This is a genomic window from Algoriphagus terrigena DSM 22685 (assembly GCF_000429445.1).
Classification (GTDB): domain Bacteria; phylum Bacteroidota; class Bacteroidia; order Cytophagales; family Cyclobacteriaceae; genus Algoriphagus; species Algoriphagus terrigena.
The window spans coordinates 148,069-168,643 of the sequence record NZ_AUBW01000012.1 but is presented as its reverse complement, the minus strand read 5'-3'; the positions used below and the strand labels follow the sequence as shown (position 1 = coordinate 168,643).

Below are 20,575 nucleotides of genomic sequence, written 5' to 3'. Positions count from 1 at the left end.
GTTTTTGAAGCTCTCTTGGATCTTGCAGGTTGTCTTTGGTGGCCAAAACGGGTTGTTGTTGTCTGGTAAAACCCGAAGATAAATGTCTTTTAACTGGATTTTCGATTTTATCAGAATAACCGAGCATTCGCATCCACTTAAGAATTTTCCCATGTTCTGTAGATTGACCCGTGTACTTGTTCCAAATCTCAACTTTAGAGTAATTCCCCGAAAGATATTCTTTGATCATTTCTTCCCGCTCAGCCCAACTCAGAGACCCTATTCCTCTCGTCTTTTTTTCTTTTTGTCGTTTCATAGTAGTTTACCTGGTGTAAACTCAATTCAGGACAAGTCACTGGGCTGGAGCCCCCTCGAATGGGCCTTCCCCCCAGAAGCCCTGTAGGATGCCGTAAAGCGCACCTCCGGGGCCAAATTCCAAGTCTACGAGCAGCCCGATATTCTCCAGCCCGATGCCGGAAGCCAGTTCCGTGGGAGTCAACGACTCCATCGTGAATGAAAAGACCTTGCTGTCTTCCGGAATGTGGGGAATTGGCCCGGCTTGACCGATGTAGACGGTGTTACCTTTCAATGCCAACCCGATCGGGACCACGTTGCCGAAGGCCACCAGCTCGCTGATCCCGCCGTCAAGGTCGACCTGCAGTACGCGGTTATGATGGCCATCGGTGACAATAAAGCCATCTTGATAAGTCTGTATTGCATACTGGAAGCCGGTCGCAACGAAAATATCCGTCTCCGGCGGATTGGCTTCTGACCAAGTGCCAAGATCAGCAATTACAGTAAAGCTGTTCGGTCCGTCCATCCGGTAGATGCCGACGATGTCGTCGCCTCCAAGATCCCAGGCAACGCCTGTAACCAAGGCGTATGCAGTCCCGCCGAGGAAGGCTACATCTACCACCCCGCTCCCTTGGTAGTAAGGATCAGGGTTTCTGGCCGGCAGGCCGCTGGCGAAAAGGCTGGTTTTGCCGCTCTTGCGGTCAACTCGCCAAATGCTGCCTGTGAGCGGCGCGGTGACATACAGATCAGAGCCGGGACCGATGGCACTACCCTGTAGCTCATCCAGGCCCGTGACCAATAGTTGGGTATTGATCTGACTTTGCTTTAATTGGTAAGCCAGATCTGGCTCACCATTTAAATCTACGAGATTGTTGATGCAGCCTCCCAAGCTACCAATAAGGATAATTGAGAGCGCAAGCGAAGTGACTACGCCGAAGAGATTTCTTGTCGGGGCCAGCTGTGGGTTAGATTGTTTTAGCATAATGGTTTTTTTATGGTTTAACTACATTAAAAATTAAAAAAAGACACCCGTGTGAGTGATGTTCGAGAATGTCGCGACGTAAGTGGTTTGTAAAGGAGCTTCAACAGCATTGTGTCTGGTTTTCCGTCCAATAGTGGAAAGACTTTTTTTGTGAGCCCTGGATTTATCAAGGGAAAGATTAGCGGTAAAAGTTATAAAGGAGCTAAGTCGAAGATCGAAATAAAAAATGCGATCCACCGGAAAGCCAAGACCTAATAGTCTTATTATCAATAAGATATAAAGTTAGTATAAATATCTGAACCTGAAAGAGGAAAGTTTAGTATGATTCAATAATAGTCACGGGAAAAATATTACGTCCTATTGATATCATCTAAAAGCCAATTTAAACGCCGCTACAAAAGATGATGGATAGTGTCAAGTTACTGTTTTGAGTAGAGTGGTTTTTTGGATCTAAGGGATGCTTTTTTCTCTTTAGTAGGTCTGGTTCTTCCTGAATCAATCTGATATCAGCATGTTGGTTTTGGTGTTCCATTGGAAAGAAAACATTGATTTACTTCAAAAAAAAAGGTCAAATTATCTTCGTCAAACGGAGTCAATGAAAGTATTGGAAACAGCAAAAAGAAAAACAATATCGTATACTTCGTACGGCTCGCACACCTCGTATTGTACGAATTGTCCGAGGATTGAAATTCGAAACCTTTCAATCGAATTTCAATTTGTTGATGCAAATTAACCTGTTCCCCTATTTGCCTCCTTTAACACGTAAATATCTAAAAATCAACGTTATAATATCGTCCTGTTCTTGCTACTTGGTAACTCCGAACAATTTTAACATTGTTCGGAGGTTTTTGTTTTTCAGGGGTTTCGATTTCGCAGTTTGATCGAACCCGATACTGTTAGGCTTTTTTTCAATCCGCTATTTTCAGCGACTGAATTAGCTCATTTTTAAATTCATACTGATACCTCAACACAATTGGACTACCGGGAAAAGTCCCTGAGATTTCAGCCTTCAAGATCTGTTCTTGTTCTGAAAATTCAAGCGGTTTCATCTTAGCCTGATATTCCCTGTTGGCTTTTTCGATCCACTTTTTGATTTCTTTTTTTCCGTGGTGCGTTTTCCCTTCGTCAAAAACTACGGCTGTTTCTGTAAAACAATCCGCATATGCTGTGCCGTCGAAATTGTTCTGAGCTTTTACAAGCTCCATGAGTACTGGTGGTAAGTTCATTGTGATTATTGTTTTGGTTAAAATTAAACCCGGATTTTGCGTTAGGTTTCGTTATGAGGACAGTAATCGCAATAAAATCAGGCTGTTTGGAGACTGAGGCATAGCACCGCTATGGTGAAGTCGAAAACAGTAACGTAGTAACTGATTTTGAAGCAATTACTGTCCGTAATAGAATTGCTAATGCATAATGCGGGTTAAATTGTTGGAATTGTTCCTCCGTCGATGACATACTCTGTTCCGGTCAAATAGCTGGCTCTTGGGGATACCAAAAAGCCGACAAATTCTGCGATATCTTTGGGTTGGGCAGGTCTTCCGATCGGAATTCCGCCTAACCCATCCATCACACTTTGAGTAGCCTCCTCGAGGGTCACATTCGAGCTTTTGGCTATTCGCTCCATCATTGCTTTTGAAGCCGTGGTGTTAATCCAACCCGGTGAGACCGTCAGGACACGAACGCCTTTTGGTGCAACCTCATTTGATAGGGCTTTGCTGTAGTTGATCAGACCTGCCTTGGCAGCAGCATAAGGAAGGGTAGAATCGTAAAGAGGCAATCTGCCCTGAATGGACGCGATGTGAATAATGACTCCGCTCCTCTGTTTGATCATCTGTGGCAAAAAGCCTCTGTCCAACCGAACCGGTGCGAGCAAATTGGTCTGAAGGGAGTGTATCCATTCCTCCTCAGACAAGGCGGCAAAGCCACCAGCTTTCGTTTCAGAACCGCCGAGGTTGTTTACTAAAATATCCAGTCCGCCAAATGTCGCCAATACTTCTTCTACCACTTTTTGGGTCCCTTCTGGTCTGCTTAGGTCCGCCGAAATGAAGTGAGTCCGCTCATTTGATTTTTCAGGGGCGTTTCTCGCGGTGATAATGACGGTAGCGCCGGCTTTTACCAATCGCTCTGCAATCGCTTTTCCGGCACCCTTCGTGCCTCCTGTGACCAGGGTTATTTTGCCTGATAATTCGTTGTTGAAATCGAAATGCTGCTCCATAAATGAATTTGTTTTGTGCAAATTTTGGTCTTATGTGCAGTGTAAACAAGTACGGTAAATCGATTCATATAGGGATAAATTTTTCCCCTATAGTCCATTTTGGTACATATGCCTACATTTAAACCATGAAGGATAGAAAGATTCCCCTAAACCTGAACTGTGGCCTTGATCTGGCTGGAGAAGTGCTTTTCGGCAAATGGAAAATACGTTTGCTTTGGTTTATCAATGAGGGTCATAAACGCCCGAGCGAACTCCAGCGCAAAATCCCAGATGCTTCCCGGCGGGTCTTGAACATTCAGTTGAAAGAACTGGAAGAGCATGGATTGGTGTCAAAAGTCATCTATCCGGTGGTGCCTCCAAAAGTGGAATATTCGCTGACGGATTTTGGGAAAACCCTGATTCCGGTAATCTCAGCCTTGGGCAATTGGGGGGACCAATATGAGGTACTTTTGAGGGCTCGCATCTTGGGTGAAATGGACACTTGATTTTCCAAGAAAGGCTAAAACACACGAAGTCGATGGCCCTCCGTGTGTTTATTGATTTACGCTTATTGCAAAACTGGATTAAAGTTCAATTCACCAGTAATCGACTGTGGACTGCAGATTATGATTTAGCGAACTTCTCCAACTCCAGATTGAATTTCTCGGCCTCTTCTACAAATAGCGCATGACCGCTATTTTCAAATCGGATGATGTACGAGTTTTTGATTCCCTGATTGAGTTCCTCGGCAAATGGGAAGGGACACAATTTGTCCTGAGTACCATGGAAGATCGCCACCGGTATTTCAATCTTTGCAAGTTCGGGGCGCAAGTCAAGATCCAATAAGGCTTTGATGGATTCTGTCATGGCATAAGGAGAGGATTCCAGATTGATGTCTTCCAGCCATTTTTCCACGTTCTTGGAAATATTACCTTCTTTAGCGGGGAATGCAGCTCCAAATCCGGCAATTAAATCCTGTCTGGCGGTCATGGTTTGTCCGACTAGTCCGTTGGCATCCGCTTCCGAAATCCCGTGTGGAGCCCCGTCTCTTTGCTTCCAGGAAGGTGCAGCGGCTCCGAACAAAGCTAGCTTGCTAATATGGGCAGCCTTGTATTTTGTCACATAGTGTATAACAACCGCCCCGCCCATAGAAAAGCCACCCAAAACGGCATTTTCAATTTTCAGTGTTTCCAACACCACTTTGATATCATCCGAAAAGACATCAAAGTCATACCTTCCATAAGGTTTGTCCGATTTTCCAAAGCCCCGCAGCGTAATTCCAATGACCCGGAAACCTTTCCGACTTAAATATTGGTACTAGTACTCATACATCGCATCGCTCAGGGGCCAGCCGTGGATCAAAACGATGGGTTGTCCTTCGCCAAGGTCGGTCACATGAAGTTTGACACCTTTTTCCACTTCGATGTACTCAGCCCGTCCGGCTGAGGCTTGGGGTCTTTTGGTTTGCGCCAGGAGGCTGGTGGTAAATAGAGCAGCAAGTATTCCGATTGCAAAAATTGTCTTTTTCATAGTGCTGTTGTTTTTAGCGGTCAGGATTCAAGGGTAGTTTGGCCGAGAGTGAAGCGAAAGATCTATGGCTTACCCAGCTGCCTTTCGCTTCATTTTTCACTTTTTTTATGAGTTGATGAATTCAAGAATATCAGCGTTGATCGTAGCTGCTTCGGTGGTTGGCATACCGTGGGAGAAACCCGGATAGATGATCAGTTTTCCGTTTTGAAGCAATTCAGCAGCTTTGACGGCCGTGGTTTTATAAGGAACTATCTGATCGTCGTCGCCATGTAAGACAAGCACCGGAACGGTTACACTTTTTAAATCCTCCGTGAAATCTGTTTCAGAAAACACCCGAATACAGTCGTATTGAGCTTTGATGCCGCCCATCATTCCCTGTCTCCACCAATTGTCCTGGATACCTTTTTTCACATCGGCACCTTCACGGTTGTAGCCAAAGAATGGGAAAGTGATGTCTTGATAAAATTGTGCTCTGTTGTGCTGCGTGTTGTGTCGGATGTCATCAAATACAGCCAATGGCACTCCTTCAGGATTGTTTTCGTCAGCAATCATATACGGCGTGATGGCACTGATCAAAACTACTTTCGCAACACGGTCATTGCCGTGGTTGGCAGCATATCTGATGGCTTCGCCACCACCGGTGGAGTGGCCAACGTGAATCACATTTTTCAGGTCCAAGTGTGCCACCAGTTCCGCTACATCGGCTGCATAGGTATCCATGTCATTTCCCTGAAAGGTTTGTGTGGAGCGACCATGGCCGCGTCGGTCATGTGCAATGACTCTAAAACCCTTTTCCAAAAAGAACATCATCTGCGCATCCCAATCGTCTGCCGTCAGGGGCCATCCATGGTGAAAGAAGATCGGCTGACCGCTTCCCAAATCTTTGAAATAAATCTCTGTTCCGTCTTTTACTGTGAGCTTGTTCATGGTTTTAAGTTTTTTTGTTGTGAGTAATAATTTGATGAAGCAAAGTTGGGGTGAATAGCGAGGGGCATCAATGGACGGATTTCTCCTTGAATTGCACTTTTTTCCCTTTCTTAAAAATGAGCCTCCCAATTCCCTCTTTCGCTAGTCAGGCTGTAGAGTTAAATAGAAAAAGCACGACCGAGTGGCCGTGCTTTTAGCTTTAACTTAGGGCTGTGATTATTCTCAGAATTGCTTCCGGAATGAAAGGGGAGACAGGCCGGTATGTTTTTGAAAAAAGCGGACGAAATAAGCGTCATCCTCATAATTTAGGCTGAAGGCGATTTCTTTGACAGTCATCTGGGTATGGGCCAGGAGGCGTTTGCTCTCCAGGATTATCCGGTCCTTGATAATGTCATTCGGGGTGCTTTTACTGATCAGCCCGATTTTCTTGCTCAGGTTTTTGGGAGTCACAAACAACAACTCGGCATAGTCAGCTACGGTGTGGTGTGTTTTGTAGTGTTGCTCCACCAATTTGCTGAACCTTCTCAAAAACTGCACATCCGATTGTTGATTCGTATCCGCCAGCTGGTGTTGTTGTTTCCAAATCCGGGTGGACTTGAGGATAATCAGCTTCAATAGAATCCGAAGCATCTCCTCCGTACTGAGGTCCTCACTTTTCATTTCCAATTGAATCTCCTGAATGATTTTCTGAATATCCTTGGATTGGCCTTCGTCCAAGGCGATAAATGGAATCTCAAAGACATTGTTGTACAAGATGCCATCGCAGGCGACCTCCTGATCGTGGATTTCGACGCAGTAGAAATCCCTGTTGAAATAGATCAACTGACCATCCACAGTCTCGCAGGGTTTTACAATCACCCGTGGATTGATAAACAGCAATGCATCCGTTTCCATCCTGAACTCCTTAAAATCAACCTGGATGATTGCTTCCTTCGGGATAAATAGAATTTTGATATGGTCGGCGAGGGAGGCTAGCAATCCTTCTTCAATCGCTTTCTTGCTGAAAGTCAGATTTCCAAATTGCTTGAATGAAAATTCTTTGAGCATGTTTCTAATTCGGGAAAATGAGTGGTTTGGCGTAACGTTCAAATTTAAATCAATGCGAAGGATTGAGGTAGATCAGGCTCCTTAATTCTTTCGGGATTTTATAAACTTTCCCGAAAATTCGGCCAATCGAAATTCATTTTCACCTTGTAGGGATGCTAGTGAAACCGCCCAATTGGACATGACAACTCGCTAAACGGGAACGTCTAAGAAGTCCACGGCCTATTGCGTTATTTTCGGTATGACCCAATCAAGGATCGACATATGGATCGAGGCAGGCTATAAGCTTCTGGCCAAAGAGGGCTTGGAGGGACTCAAGATAGAACGCCTTGCTAGGGTCCTTAACCTTAACAAATCTGGCTTTTATTACTATTTCGGAACCTTGGACTCCTTTGTAAAACAGCTGATTGAACACCATGTCGGTATGGCGAAAGCCATAGCAGAGGAAATTGCGATCTGTGACGACATCGACCCCGACCTCTTACTCTTGGTGATTAAGCATAAGATTTTTTTCCTCGCCGAATCTCAATTGTTGGTGAAAAACAGGCAGGTCGACTTGGACGCAGACGAGGCCGGCAAGATCATCAATGACGGTGTACGCTCCTTATGGGCTAAGATCACCGGGGAGCCCAATGATCCCAGAGTTTCATCTGCCTTGTTGAGTATGATTCGTCATTTTTTGTACGCACGTATTGACGAACGAAATCTGACCTACGAATTCATCCATCAATTGTCTGTCGAGACCAAAGAGGTGTTTGCCCAGATCAACTTGGGAAGAGACATCTCTTCTCCTGACAACAAAGCAGAAAGTTCTTCGAGGTAATTTCCGCCCCAGCCCGCTGATTTCATGCATTTGACACCCAAGTTAAGTTCTGAACGCTTCCGTCTAAATTTCGTCGGTGACAGGCACTAGCTTCACCGCTTCACTTCGAACAAACTCTTACTCCCATGAAAAAGATTCACCTCTTGTTTGTTGTCGGCTGTATTTTTTATGGTTGCCAGCAATCGGATCAAAAAGCGGAAACCCCGCCTGTTGCCGGTGAGCTTGACCGCACGGTACTTCCTATCAGGGAGCCAGTTCGGCAGACCTACACTGAGCTCGATGCACGGAATGTGACAGCTCCTGAGCGCTTTCAGGTAAAGGCGCCAAAAGATGCGCCCAATGTGGTGGTGATCTTGATCGATGATATCGGATTTGGGGCTTCCGATCACTTCGGCGGACCGATCGCGATGCCTGTTCTGGATCGGCTTGGCAAAAACGGAATTAGCTACAACCGGTTTCACACCACGGCACTGTGCTCACCCACGCGGGTTGCCTTGCTTACCGGATACAATCACCACAGCAATAATGCGGGTTCAATTATGGAAACCGGTACTTCCTTTCCGGGAAATACGGGTGTGCGGCCACAGAGTATTACTCCCATGGCGGAGGTACTTCGTCAAAATGGCTTTAGTACTGCCGCATTTGGCAAATACCACGAGACACCACCGTGGGAAATTTCGGTGTCCGGCTCCCTGGACCGCTGGCCGACTCATTCCGGATTCGACAAGTTCTACGGCTTCATCGGCGGAGAAACCAATCAATGGGCTCCCTTGGTCTATGACGGGACCACGCAGGTCGAACTCCCGGAAGATCCGAACTATCACTTCACAACTGATATGACCAACAATGCGATCAGCTGGGTAAGCTTCCAGCAGGCATTGACGCCGGACAAGCCGTTCTTCGTTTATTTTGCTACCGGCGCCAGCCACGCTCCGCACCATGCTCCCAAGGAATGGATAGACAAGTACAAAGGAAAGTTTGACGGTGGATGGGACAAGATGAGAGAGGAGACCCTAGAGCGTCAGATAGCACTTGGTATTGTTCCTCCGGGCACCAAGCTTGCTCCAAAGCCTGCTGATATCAAAGACTGGGAGACGCTCTCAGCAGATGAAAAGAAATTGTTTACGCGACAGATGGAGGCATACGCAGGCTTCTCTGCCCATACAGACCATGAGATCGGGCGTCTGGTTTCGGCTATCGAGGAGCTTGGTGAACTGGACAATACGCTGATCCTGTATGTGGTTGGTGACAACGGCACCAGCGCAGAAGGCCAGATGAACGGGATGTTTAATGAAATGTCATTCTTCAATGGTGTTCCGGAAACGGTCGAAGAAATGCTGAAGCATTACGATGAGTGGGGAAGCGAAAGCACCTATCCCCACATGGCCGCCGGATGGGCAGTAGCCTTGAATTCACCTTTTCAGTGGACAAAGCAAGTTGCTTCGGATTTCGGAGGAACCCGCAACGGTCTGGTGGCTCATTGGCCAAAAGGCATAAAAGCAAAAGGAGAAGTCCGTTCCCAGTTTACCCATGCTATCGACATCGCGCCGACTGTATTTGAAGTAGCGAATATTCCCGCTCCGAAGACAGTCAACGGCATTGCGCAGGATCCCATCGAGGGAACCAGCTTTGCTTATTCCTTCGACGATGCGGCAGCAAAGGAAAGACACACCGTCCAGTATTTTGAGATGTTTGGCAACCGCGCGATCTACGCCGACGGCTGGTATGCCAGGACAATCCACAGACCGGCATGGAAGCCAACACCTACCCAACCGCTGCTGGACGATCCATGGGAACTGTACAACACTAACGAAGACTTCAGCCTCGCCAACAATCTTGCGGAGCAAAATCCAGACAAGCTAAAGGAACTCCAGGACTTGTTTATGAAAGAAGGAGAAAAGTACCACGTGTTGCCCATCGATGACCGTCTGATGGAGAGAATGGTTGCTTCAAATGTCGGACGGCCTACTGTCATGGACGGAAGGACTTCGCTTACGCTGGGTGCAGGGATGAAGGGCATGGGCCCCGATATATTTATCAATACGCTCAACAAATCCTATACGATCACGGCAGAGATCGACGTCTCAGCTGACGGCAATGGGGTCATTGTCTGCCAAGGCGGGAGATTTGGTGGGTTTTCCCTGTATGTCAAGGCGGGCAAGCCGGCATTTAGCTATAATTATTTGGGGCAACAGAGCTATCACATTACCCCTTCGCAATCCATTAAGCCCGGCAAGCATACGGTCGTATTTGAATTTAAATATGACGGAGGGGGAGTAGGAAAAGGAGGACTTGGGACGCTATTGGTGGATGGTGCGAAGGTTGGTGAGGGACGCATTGAAAAAACCCAGGGCAGTATCTACTCCGTGGATGACTTGGCGGATGTGGGTACTGATGAGGGAACCAAGGTCGCTGACTACGGAGCATCGGCCAAGTTTAATGGCAAACTCGGCAAGGTGACGATCAAGACAGAGTAGCCAGTCGGGAAATGATCCCAATTTATGCCCCGCGGCTTCACGTTGCGGGGCATTTTGATTTTTAAAGAAACCACTCCGAAATGTGATTGAGCTTCATTTACGTTCTCCTGCCGTTTGTATAATCAATAGCGCCTCTCGCACATTGGTTTCTGACGTTGGTAAGAATAAGTACATCCTGGGGAGCTTGAAGCTTTTCAAGTTAAAATCTCTGGACGGCACCGTTTATTTTTAAAAAATAAACATATCTTCCTGTAAATTTTTCCTCCCATGGCAAAGGCAAAAAATGCAACGATCTGGACCGAAGCGGGCTATGAATTGTTTGCGCGTGAGGGCTTTGAGGCCATCCAGATTGAAAAGCTTGCCAGGTTACTACAGCTTAACAAATCAGGGTTCTACCATTATTTCGGTGATCTGGAGGTTTTTTTGGACGAGCTGCTCAGATTACACAGACAGAAGGCTAATCACTATTTGGCCGATATTCGCGAGGTCAAGACGATAGATCCCGAGTATTTTCAAATTGTAGTGAAGCACAAAGTGCCTGTGATGTTTCACATGCATCTTTTCCGGACCAAAAATAAGCCGGAGTTTACCGCACTAGCCCAAACGATTGACGAAGAGGAAGAGATAATCATGGGAGAACTCTGGACTGCTTATCTTGGATTTAAGGGTAGTTCGGAGGCGGCGATACGATATTTCAATCTGGTTCGCGATATGATAAATGCCCGCATGAGCTTTCAAAATCTTGATGTCGAATTCTTGAGAGTGGGTGTTACCGAGGCGAAACTAATCATTCAGAATTTGGCATTAATCCACGCAGAGGCCGAAACTGGCCAGATGCAGTTCTAAACAAAAGTCACTTTCCTCACCAACTGGATGCCAGACGCAGTGATAACAGCAAAAAACTCAATGTTGTGGCTTGAAGCGGGCTATGAACTCTTTGCAAATGAAGGGAGACAGGGTATCCAGATCGAACGACTGGCCAGGATAATTCAGCTGAACAAATCAGGATTTTACCACTACTTCTCTGATTTAGAGAGTTTCTGTGGAGAACTCGTCAAGTTACATGAGGAAAAGGTAGATCAATTTTTATTGGCTATTTCCAAAATCACAAAACTGGACCCTGATTACCTGCTGTTACTGGTGGAAAACGCCAGCATGGTGATGTTTCAGGTGCAACTCGTCCGGGACAAAGGCAATCGCTCATTTTATCAGGCAAGCCAGTTAATAGATCAGAAAATCAACAGCGCCTTAAGCCAGATATGGGGTGATTTCCTGGAGCTTGATGCAGACGCTGATCTGACGCTACGGTACTACACGATTGTACGCGACATGTTTTACGTCAGGGTCAGTTTTCAAAATCTTGACTATCAATTCTTACACAACATTGCTGCAGACGCCAAAAAGCTGGTCGCTCAGATGAGACTGCATCAATCCAAATTTCAAAGCCTTTAATTAGGACACTCTGGAGAGGGGCCTGCACCGATTTCTTTTTGCTGGACTTGTAGACGATCCCGTTTAAAATCTAACTGAGTAGGCGATTAGCTTTATCCGTCCAGATATTGCAGCACTTCGTTACAGCGGCAATTCCAGAAAATTTCCAAACCCACTCTAAGTAAATTAACATGAGAAGATTCCTTGCATTTTCATTTTTATGCATGTCAACAATAGCCTGCTCCAGCAAGCAAGAAGAAATCGAAAGGGAAAATATAGCCATCATCGAAAAGTATATCCAAGCTGTACAAAGCAAAGACACCGAGACGATGAGCGAGCTGCTGGCCGATGATTACATCGGGTACGGCCCTTCCTACTTTGACTCTACCAACAAGGAACAGGCGATCGCCAGTTGGAAAGATGTGGCGGAGAACCTATATGACAAGATTGAATATACCCGGACCGTCAACATCGCTGAAAAAGTCACCGAAGGTCCCAACCAGGGGGACTTTGTTTCCGACTGGGCCACCTTAAAAATCACTTATATGGATGGACGCGGGCCTGTGTTTTTGACCATCAATGCTGTCTACCGGCTAGAAGATGGGAAGATCAACCTAAGCCGTAGCTTTTACAACGAAGCGGATGTAATGCGGCAACTGGGTTACGAATGCTACGCACCCGAGTGATGGCGGTGATGTAAGCCCACCAGAAAAATTAAAATACAGGCAAATCAAGGCGAATGTCGGGATGGCCTTTAAAAATCAAACGATAAAATACATGCAAAAAATAGTTACAATCGCTCTGTTATTGTCATCCGGTCTCGCCTTTGGACAGGCCCCGGCCACGACGCCACATACTTCCTTTGCAAAAAGTCTGGGGATGTATGTCTTTCCGGCTAAAGATCAGGATCAGGCCACACAGGACAAGGACGATGCGGATTGCTACAAATGGGCAGTGGAGCAGTCGGGTGTCGATCCCCTAAATCCCACAAAAGTGGAGGCTGAGAAAGTCGATACCGCACCGGATGGAACGGCCGTCGTGGGTGCCGCCAGAGGTGCAGCTGCCGGAGTTGCCATAGGTGCCATTGCGGGTGACGCGGGCAAGGGTGCTGCGATCGGTGCAGTGGCTGGAGGGCTCGCGGGACGTCGGGCCAAAACCGTGGGTGACGCGCAGCAGCAAAAGGCCAACAATCAGGCTGCCTCACAAGCACAGACCGCGATGACCGACAGCTTTAAGAAAGCCTTTACAGCCTGCCTCGAAGGAAAGGGCTACACGGTTAAGTAGGAGTTCGGTTCCATACAGGGCAGCGGATCAATCCTGCAATCTCTGAAATCCCCGCAGACAGTTTCAGGAAAAGGGACTCGAAGTTAGCCTAGGACCGCTGACGGCAGGGCATGTCGGCAGTTTTGAGTCAGTCCGAAATTCGATAAATCTCATCAAATGGAAACAACTTTTAGACGGCTACTCTTAAGGACATTCTGCCTCCTCGCCTTGGGTATTCTTGCACCGCCTTTTCTCCTTGCTCAGGAAGTCGAGTCCAGCGAAGATACTGTCTGCGTCCAGCGGGACGTGGCCGATGCCATTAGAGGGGCATTAAACAGACCTCCAAAAGCTGACTCCACCGACTCCGGTTCTTTGCTCCTGATACCAATCATTGGCTCCAATCCGGCCACCGGCTTTATGCTGGGGGTTGGCGTCCAGTACGGCTTTAAAATGCCCGGCGATCAGACCAATTTTTCGATGCTCTCCGGGAGTGTCCAATTCACCTCCAAAAACCAAAAAATATTTCTTCTGAAGAACAATGTCTACACCAAAAACAACAACATCTTCTTTACAGGCGACTGGCGTTACCTGATATTTTCACAACCTACCTATGGGCTGGGTACCAACGCTCCCCAAGACGGAATCCTCGATTACCAATATAACCTGGGAGGTTTGGATACTTCGGTTGATTCACTGGCCCAACCCATGAATTATAACTTTATCCGGATACACCAGTCCGCTTCGTTCAGGATCTTGAGGCAACATCCTGGACTCTATGTGGGTCTGGGCTATGCACTGGATCACTATTCCAAGATCGAAGATCTGAAACTTCGCCTGGAACCCGGAGACTCGGTTATCACCAGTCACTACGGGTACAACACGCGCTATCAATTCAATACGGATAAGTATTACATATCGACCTTTAATCTGAATTTTATCTGGGATACCCGGGACAATATGATCAATCCGTATACCGGTCATTTTTTGATGCTCTCCTGGAGAGGTGGACCCAAGATGCTGGGCAACAAGGTTCCCGCAAGCTTCTTTTTTGCAGAATGGCGAAGCTTTCATTCGTTGTCAAAAAGAAATCCCCGGCATCTTCTGGCTTTTTGGTTGACGGGAGATTTTGGAAAGGCTGGAAAGTTTCCTTACATGATCCTACCTGCCACCTCCTATGATCAGCGCAGCCGTAGCGCAAGGGGCTACTCTCAGGGCCGTTTTCGGGGAAATAATCTGGTGTATGGGGAGGCAGAGTATCGTTTTCCGATTTCACAGTGCGGTGGCGTATGGGGCGGTGTTTTGTTTGTAAATGCCACCACGGCCAGCAATCCGGTGTCATCAGTGAAGCTTTTCGAATATGTCAAGCCGGGGTATGGTCTCGGGTTGCGTATGATGGTGGACAAGAAAACGCGCACCAACCTCGCCATTGATTTTGGATTTGGGGACAAATCTTCAGGCTTCTATCTGGCAGCCACGGAGACATTTTAAACCCAAAAGCTGCAATGAAATTATATATGTTATTCTAAGCTTGAACGCTGACTAGGTACTAGGCTCATGTTTTAGTGCTGTGCCTTTTTGTAGGAAGTTTAGGTAAGTTATCATTGGCCGAAATTTGTCAACGTGAGACTGATTTTTATCAGTTTTCTTGCGCTTATTTTATCTTCTTTTTGCAAACATTCGCTGTTTCGATTTCAACTTCTTTTTGCACTGATCCATGAAAAAATATTACCTATAAGGTTAAATAAAAATATGATAGTAATTCCTTATCATAGTATATAAATCCACAACCAAAACTACATTTTTATGTCCAACACAAAATCCACTTCCTCTCTCCTGGTCTTGGGGATTGCTGCTGTCCTACTAGACTCATGCAATCCGAAACCGGCCGAAACCACCGCCGACACCGCCGCTGTGGCGGACACCGTCAAAACAGCTCCCGCCTCCGCGCGTCCAGTCCATTGGGGCTATGCAGGCGAAGAAGGCCCAGCTGCTTGGGCAAGCCTAAGTCCCACCTACGCGCTCTGCGGCGAAGGCAAGGGACAATCCCCCATCAACATCGCAAAGACAGATGTCAAGGGTGGGGCAAACTGGAAAGTTGACTACAAGACCACCTCGTTACGAATCGCTCACAATGAGCACATGGATGACATCATCGACAATGGCCATACCATCCAGGTGACGGTAGACGAGGGAAGCACTTTTTCATTTGGTGACAAAGCATACGACCTGAAACAGTTTCACTTTCATACGCCAAGCGAGCATACGATAGATGGCAAAAACCTGCCGATGGAGATGCACTTGGTGCACCAGGGTGAGGATGGCAGTTTGGCGGTCGTCAGCGTCTTGTTTGAAGAAGGCAAGGTTGCCAACGAGAATTTCACCAAGATCATCGCCAATCTTCCCAATGCAAAGGGCGAGAATAAGCACATCACTGATGCCAACCTGGAGTTAAAAGCGCACCTGCCAAAAGACAACTTCGGTTACCATTACATCGGATCATTGACCACTCCGCCTTGCAGCGAAGGAGTACAATGGCTGGTATTGCGTGACAGGGTCTCATTGACTGCGGATCAGATCGCTGCGTTCTCTTCACGCATCGGACCAAACAACAGACCTACGCAGGACCTGAATGAGCGGACTGTCGAAGTGGATGATCTCGTAGGGCAGGTAAATCAATAAATTCCTATGAAATCTGTCATTATCCTTGCACTGACACTGATCGTGTGCGTGCAGGCAAGCGGCCAAGAGGCGGCAAAGGCTCCCGAAGAAGTACCGCCAGGCTGGTGGGCCATTCCCAAGACCTCCACGCGCTTTAAGATCGGTGGATACGTGAAGCTTGACCTCATACATGATTTCAATCCGATCGGGTCGCCGGACTATTTTGATGTATCGACCATCCCAACTGATGGATCAAAGGGAGAATCTACACACCTGCATGCGAAGGAATCACGCGTTTACTTGGATTTTCGTTCGCCCTCCAAAGTGGGTGAACTCCGTGCATACGTAGAAGGGGATTTTTATGGTACCAGCGGGGCATTTCGTCTGCGCCATGCCTTTGTGGAGATCAACAACGGAAAATGGCTCGCCGGGCAATGGTGGTCGAATTTCATGGACGAAACCATCATTCCGCCCACGCTTGACTTCGAAAAACCGGCTGCCTACGCTTTTGCTCGGCATGCCATGTTCCGTTGGAAGCAGGCGCTATCCAAAGACAGCTACCTCGCTATTGCCGTCGAGGAACCTAATACCAGAGCACAAACTCCTTCCGAACCCGGAAAATTTGAAAGTCCCCTGCCGGACCTGACCGCCCGATATCGGGTGACCAAAGATTGGGGACACGTTCAGGTGTCCGGGTTTGCCGCGCAACTGCGCTATCGTTATAGCGCCGGAGGATCAGACCAAGTGTCGCTTTTTGGCGGAAACGTCTCTGGGCAGTTTAATTTTCTCAAGAAAGACAAGGTCATCTATCAGGTGGTCTATGGCCCGGGTGTTGGCCGGTTCCGCGGGGGGTATTCGGCCGGTTTGGACGCAAATGGCAATCTGGAAGCCATCACCGATATGGGAGCTACGATCGGCATTCAGCATTTTTGGAACGACAGCTTTTCATCGCTTGCGGTGTACAACCAAGGCTCCAACGGCACTACCGACGGGCAGCCGTCTACCGACATCTCCCAGATGAATTACATGGCCGTCAATCTGCTTTGGCATTTCGTTGACAATGCTTTCGTGGGTTTGGAGTATCTGCGGGGAACCCGTGAGGATATCGATGAAACCGAGGGCACAGCCAACAGGCTTCAGTTTAGCGTCAAGTACACGTTTAACTGATGAAAAATTGGGATTCTTAGCCAAGTGATCTGGATAAGCGCTGCCAAGATGTTAATTTAGGAACATCGATTTCCGATCATTTGTCGCCTAAAACACGAATCATGACGCAGCTTTTCCAAAATCTCTTTGCATACAATTATCAGATCAATCAGGCCCTCGGCGACCGATTCAAGTCCTATGATTACCAGCTTGATCCGGAGATCATCAGACTTGCAAACCACCTGCTGAATGCACATCAGATCTGGTTGGACAGGATCGATGGAAGGAGTTCGTTAAAAAGCCCCTGGGACGATTTTCCCATTGAGACTTTTGCCTTTAGGAATCAGGAGCTCCATAGCCGGACTATGGAGCTGCCTGAATCCAGGGATCTCGAAGAAATTATCTCATTTAAGACTTTTGCGGGAATTCGGTTTGAAAAGAAACTCTCCGACATCTTGATCCATGTGGTCAACCATTCCACCTACCACCGCGGCCAGCTTGCGCTACTGATGCGAGGCCACGGCCTAGAGCCAGTTTCGTCGGATTATATCCACTGGGCGACCATCTGAGACGATGCTTAGTGGGAGTATGGACGCTTTGAGATTCGATAATTTTGCCTTCCACCCTCGAAATCGGAGGATTTGAGCCTGTAATCCTAATACCTGGAGAACAGGCTCCGAAAGCTAAGATTCAACTTGTTCATTACAGAGAATAGCTACCTCAAATATCATTTGCCTTCTCGCTCGTTTCTCTGATTTGTAAAGGCCTTTTGGTCACCTTCAAATCTCTGAAATAACCGATGGTGCCGATGTCCACGTAGAGTCCGACAAAACCTTTCTTGGTTTTACCCAGCATCTTATCCACGATAAAAGAAGAATGCTTCAGGTCATTGATGTAAAGCTCTGCCGTCTCTCCATTCACTTCAATCCGCATAGTGAACCACTCATCTAAGGCTACCGGGGCCGAACCTTCGTAGCGAAAAGGTGCGATCTTCCGTAAGGTGTCAAATTTGTAATCCGGATAGGAGAAATACTGCACCGTGTGATTTCTACGAAGTTGGTTGTCAGATCTGCCTACCTTGGGGCGGACATAGATGCTTTCAAAGGCAGAATCATCTTCCTGTACCCTAAAATACAGTCCAATGAACCCTGCAATTCCTGAATAGGGGGCAGGGACTTTCAGCTGGCTGTACATTTTGACCTCGATCGTCCCGTTTTCGAAGTCCTCCAGACCGAGTAGTCGGGCATAGTGTGGCTCATCGACGGTGGCCTCTACTCGGGTGGAATCAAACGGGATAGCATTCAGATCCCGTTCGATTCTCAGGGCTTTTTTGCCTTGAAAATCCACGATCTCACCCGTCACATTGTGCAGTTCAAACTCGTGGTTTTTGAGTTTTAGTCCTTGGGCGCTCGCACTAAAGGAGATGATTGCCAAGAGAAGAAGACTGGACAGTTTTTTCATTTGGATGATTTGTTAAAAGGTTAAAACAACTTCTCTTGGGGAGGAGTCGCACCGGCCAGTCGGATGTAGACCGTCGTCTGACCTCTGTGGTGGGTCTGGTGCTCAAAGCATTTTTCCAGAGCTGTACCTTTAGTCATTTCAAATTGTCCAAACAGAGTGGTGTTTTCGGCCAGTTTCTCAGGAGTCATGGTTTTGACATTGCTGATCACAAAGTCATACCCCGCCATCACGAGCTTGATGACGTTTTCTTTGCTTTGGTCTTCGGCTTTTTCAGAAGCTCCCATCCCGACTGGACTTGCAGCACCCGTGGCTGCAGATGCAAAGCCGTAATTGCCGTCGGTCAGGTGGAGCATCTGCTGGGCAAAGGTCCGCATTTCAGGTGTCGGCTTCAGGCTGTACTTGTCGGCCGGCATGGCTTCCAGGTATTCCAGTGTGTAGGCTTTGGCACGCTCCCAGTCTTTGACCAGGTCGTCGACGGAAGACTGGGCCTGTGCGGAAGTTCCCAATACAAGTAGGGTTAGGATAGAAAGTAAGATTTTCATGATGTTGGTGTTTAGAATTGTGGATACAAAGTTGAAGCCTTCCACAGCTTAACACCCTTAATCTACCTTAAGAAATAATCCTAACTATCCCGAAGGTCCTTTCTGATTTTGCTCAGAAACTCTGGCGTTATTCCCAGATAAGAGGCGACCTGAGTATTGGGCAGGCGGTTTTTTAGATGGGGATACTGTTCCAAAAAAGCCAAATAACGTTGCTCTGCGGTCGAGCTGAAATTCTGAAGTACCCTATTCTGAAGTTCGATGTATTTGTATTCGATCATCACCTTAAAAATCCGGTTGATCTTGGGGATATTGTTAAACAGTTCATACAAGCCAAGTTGAGGAATCCGGAGCACTTCGGAAGGTTCTAGGGCTTCGATATTCAACTGGCTGGTTTTTTGGCTGTAAAAACTTCCGATATCCGCTATCCAGTCCTTCTCTGACGCAAACTGGATGTTGTGCTCGAAGCCTTTGTCATCCACGCCAAACATCCGAAAGCAACCCGAAACCACAAAAAAGTAATCCTTGCAGACCTCTCCGGCCGTCAGAAGTTTGTGCTTTCGCTTGACCGTCTGGGGAACAAACTGCTCCTCAATCCTGTCTTTTTCCTCCTGCTTTAATGGAATAAAACTTTCCAGATGCAGTATAAGAGCAGATACTTTCATCTCTGATGTGGTGATTTTCGGAAAAGTAAGCAATCCTTAGACAAGAGTAAAAAACGATTTCAGGAGCGAAAAGCCGATCGGTTCCTTTTTAGCAAAAACCAAGAAGTGTTAAATGAAGATGTGGGTTAGGATTTTTAACTAAATGAATGGCAATGGTTTGACCGGTTTCTTTTTACTTCTATCAAAAATTGAGAACCAAAAGCTCAAGCAATTACTCCAAAGTAAGAACCTGTCAGTAGGGGTAGCGGCTGGTTCAGTTGTCCTACCCCTGGGAGATTGACGATGAAATCCAAAAAGAGCCCCTCAACTCATACTATCTAATGACTAATTTTTCTAAAATCCGCAGGATCATCCAAGTGTTTCATCAGTACGGCATCAGACTTTCCGGAGAAAGGAAATTCGATAATCTTTATCATGATCTGAAGATGGAACCGGTCTTTGTGATGGGATTGATCTTCGAACTGGAGCTGGCATCCCAGGTATACCTCAATGATGAAGACGTTTATTCGGTTCAGGAGCCCATCCAGATCATCGATAAGTTATTGTGAATGGAATAAGGTGCTGGTAACTTCAAAACCAACCGCATTGTGGTAGTACACGGCGAGGTTGTTGACTGGCAATTTCCTTTGCAGCAAAGGCGCTGCTGCGTTGGGGTTCCGCCATACCATCGTCATACATACGTCACATATACGTTGGGTTTTGTCCATATTTTCCCCCGAATGCTTTATTTTCCTTTGTTTCCAAATAGTCCACTTTGGGTCTGCCGACGTGGTTGGTGAGCATGTGGAACCATGAAACGCCAGGCTACCCACCTGACGTACCTTCGGCACGCGTTCCGTCAGTCAATTCATTCCGCCGCAACTCCCCCTTGAATTGTAATATTCAAAAGGAAGAAGAATCCTCTTCAAAGGGGCCAGGCTGCAGGAGGACAAACCGTAAGGAAACAGCCCGGTGGGCTGTTTTAGGTTTGGGCCAGGCTGCAGGAGGACAAACCGTAAGGAAACAGCCCGGTGGGCTGTTTTAGGTTTGGGCCAGGCTGCAGGGTAGGTGTGCAACAACCACTTTCTCCGTACCTCGGCATCAACAGCCAGCTACCCATGATATCCCTGCGCCGAGGTTGAAAATAAATTCATCTATTTTCCCAGGGTTGCGCCCTGGGCTA

At 47.2% G+C, this 20,575-nt stretch carries 22 protein-coding genes and 1 pseudogene; 12 read left to right on the top strand and 11 right to left on the bottom strand.

What is annotated here, in order from left to right; genetic code table 11:
- The 4 genes from G459_RS0112770 to G459_RS0112750 form a co-directional block, all read right to left on the bottom strand.
- Positions 1–295, bottom strand: a 295-nt coding sequence (locus G459_RS0112770) for a hypothetical protein (RefSeq protein WP_026968009.1), incomplete at its 3' end; no start/stop codon positions are given.
- Positions 296–331: 36 nt separating this feature from the next.
- Entirely contained in the window at positions 332–1,255 is a 924-nt protein-coding gene (locus G459_RS0112765; RefSeq protein ID WP_026968008.1) for a hypothetical protein, read from the bottom strand.
- 908 nt (positions 1,256–2,163) lie between these two features.
- On the bottom strand, positions 2,164–2,481 hold the full coding sequence (locus G459_RS0112755) for a hypothetical protein (protein WP_026968007.1): 318 nt from the start codon (positions 2,479–2,481) through the stop codon (positions 2,164–2,166).
- A 194-nt stretch (positions 2,482–2,675) separates the two neighbouring features.
- On the bottom strand, positions 2,676–3,470 hold the full coding sequence (locus G459_RS0112750; RefSeq protein WP_026968006.1) for an SDR family oxidoreductase: 795 nt from the start codon (positions 3,468–3,470) through the stop codon (positions 2,676–2,678).
- 125 nt (positions 3,471–3,595) lie between these two features.
- Here G459_RS0112750 and G459_RS0112745 point away from each other — a divergent pair, with 125 nt between their 5' ends.
- Positions 3,596–3,955: a winged helix-turn-helix transcriptional regulator gene (locus G459_RS0112745; RefSeq protein ID WP_026968005.1), complete on the top strand. Its 360-nt coding sequence runs from the start codon at positions 3,596–3,598 to the stop codon at positions 3,953–3,955.
- 118 nt (positions 3,956–4,073) lie between these two features.
- On the opposite strand, the pseudogene G459_RS27390 reads toward G459_RS0112745, so the two are convergent.
- The 4 genes and pseudogenes from G459_RS27390 to G459_RS0112730 all read right to left on the bottom strand — a co-directional run.
- A pseudogene (locus tag G459_RS27390) lies at positions 4,074–4,751 on the bottom strand (alpha/beta fold hydrolase); the annotation flags it as partial.
- Positions 4,752–4,766: 15 nt separating this feature from the next.
- Positions 4,767–4,979 (bottom strand): alpha/beta fold hydrolase, encoded by a 213-nt coding sequence (locus G459_RS30405; RefSeq protein ID WP_245588178.1) that lies wholly within the window; start codon positions 4,977–4,979, stop codon positions 4,767–4,769.
- A 105-nt stretch (positions 4,980–5,084) separates the two neighbouring features.
- Positions 5,085–5,906 (bottom strand): alpha/beta fold hydrolase, encoded by an 822-nt coding sequence (locus G459_RS0112735; RefSeq protein WP_026968004.1) that lies wholly within the window; start codon positions 5,904–5,906, stop codon positions 5,085–5,087.
- 222 nt (positions 5,907–6,128) lie between these two features.
- Positions 6,129–6,953 carry a helix-turn-helix domain-containing protein gene (locus tag G459_RS0112730; RefSeq protein ID WP_035455828.1) on the bottom strand — a complete coding sequence of 275 codons (825 nt, stop codon included), beginning with the start codon at positions 6,951–6,953 and terminating at the stop codon, positions 6,129–6,131.
- 238 nt (positions 6,954–7,191) lie between these two features.
- On the opposite strand from G459_RS0112730, the gene G459_RS0112725 reads away from it, so the two are divergent.
- The 10 genes from G459_RS0112725 (at position 7,192) to G459_RS0112680 (ending at position 17,317) form a co-directional block, all read left to right on the top strand.
- The gene (locus tag G459_RS0112725; RefSeq protein ID WP_026968002.1) at positions 7,192–7,773 is read left to right on the top strand and encodes a TetR/AcrR family transcriptional regulator; all 582 of its coding nucleotides are present in this window, start codon (positions 7,192–7,194) and stop codon (positions 7,771–7,773) included.
- Positions 7,774–7,898: 125 nt separating this feature from the next.
- Positions 7,899–10,250 carry an arylsulfatase gene (locus G459_RS0112720; protein ID WP_026968001.1) on the top strand — a complete coding sequence of 784 codons (2,352 nt, stop codon included), beginning with the start codon at positions 7,899–7,901 and terminating at the stop codon, positions 10,248–10,250.
- 267 nt (positions 10,251–10,517) lie between these two features.
- Complete coding sequence (locus G459_RS28960; protein ID WP_051315199.1) at positions 10,518–11,096, top strand: TetR/AcrR family transcriptional regulator; 579 nt, start codon at positions 10,518–10,520, stop codon at positions 11,094–11,096.
- A 60-nt stretch (positions 11,097–11,156) separates the two neighbouring features.
- Positions 11,157–11,702 (top strand): TetR/AcrR family transcriptional regulator, encoded by a 546-nt coding sequence (locus G459_RS0112710; RefSeq protein ID WP_169725025.1) that lies wholly within the window; start codon positions 11,157–11,159, stop codon positions 11,700–11,702.
- Positions 11,703–11,905: 203 nt separating this feature from the next.
- Positions 11,906–12,367, top strand: a complete 462-nt coding sequence (locus G459_RS0112705; RefSeq protein WP_026967999.1) for a nuclear transport factor 2 family protein — start codon at positions 11,906–11,908, stop codon at positions 12,365–12,367.
- Positions 12,368–12,458: 91 nt separating this feature from the next.
- Positions 12,459–12,965, top strand: a complete 507-nt coding sequence (locus tag G459_RS0112700) for a glycine zipper family protein (protein WP_084454482.1) — start codon at positions 12,459–12,461, stop codon at positions 12,963–12,965.
- Between the two features lie 156 nt (positions 12,966–13,121).
- Complete coding sequence (locus tag G459_RS0112695; protein WP_026967997.1) at positions 13,122–14,432, top strand: BamA/TamA family outer membrane protein; 1,311 nt, start codon at positions 13,122–13,124, stop codon at positions 14,430–14,432.
- 315 nt (positions 14,433–14,747) lie between these two features.
- Positions 14,748–15,623, top strand: a complete 876-nt coding sequence (locus tag G459_RS0112690) for a carbonic anhydrase (protein WP_051315198.1) — start codon at positions 14,748–14,750, stop codon at positions 15,621–15,623.
- Positions 15,624–15,629: 6 nt separating this feature from the next.
- Positions 15,630–16,769 carry a DcaP family trimeric outer membrane transporter gene (locus G459_RS0112685; RefSeq protein WP_026967995.1) on the top strand — a complete coding sequence of 380 codons (1,140 nt, stop codon included), beginning with the start codon at positions 15,630–15,632 and terminating at the stop codon, positions 16,767–16,769.
- Positions 16,770–16,870: 101 nt separating this feature from the next.
- The gene (locus tag G459_RS0112680) at positions 16,871–17,317 is read left to right on the top strand and encodes a DinB family protein (RefSeq protein WP_026967994.1); all 447 of its coding nucleotides are present in this window, start codon (positions 16,871–16,873) and stop codon (positions 17,315–17,317) included.
- A 151-nt stretch (positions 17,318–17,468) separates the two neighbouring features.
- Here the strand turns inward: G459_RS0112680 and G459_RS27380 are convergent, their stop codons facing one another.
- From G459_RS27380 to G459_RS0112665, 3 genes are all read right to left on the bottom strand, one after another.
- Entirely contained in the window at positions 17,469–18,209 is a 741-nt protein-coding gene (locus G459_RS27380) for a 3-keto-alpha-glucoside-1,2-lyase-like domain-containing protein (protein ID WP_051315197.1), read from the bottom strand.
- Between the two features lie 20 nt (positions 18,210–18,229).
- Positions 18,230–18,751 (bottom strand): DinB family protein, encoded by a 522-nt coding sequence (locus G459_RS0112670; protein WP_026967993.1) that lies wholly within the window; start codon positions 18,749–18,751, stop codon positions 18,230–18,232.
- Positions 18,752–18,831: 80 nt separating this feature from the next.
- Entirely contained in the window at positions 18,832–19,413 is a 582-nt protein-coding gene (locus G459_RS0112665) for a Crp/Fnr family transcriptional regulator (RefSeq protein WP_051315196.1), read from the bottom strand.
- Positions 19,414–19,733: 320 nt separating this feature from the next.
- Between G459_RS0112665 and G459_RS0112660 the strand changes: the two genes are divergently transcribed.
- The gene (locus G459_RS0112660; RefSeq protein WP_026967991.1) at positions 19,734–19,961 is read left to right on the top strand and encodes a hypothetical protein; all 228 of its coding nucleotides are present in this window, start codon (positions 19,734–19,736) and stop codon (positions 19,959–19,961) included.
- The last annotated feature ends 614 nt before the right edge of the window (positions 19,962–20,575 follow it).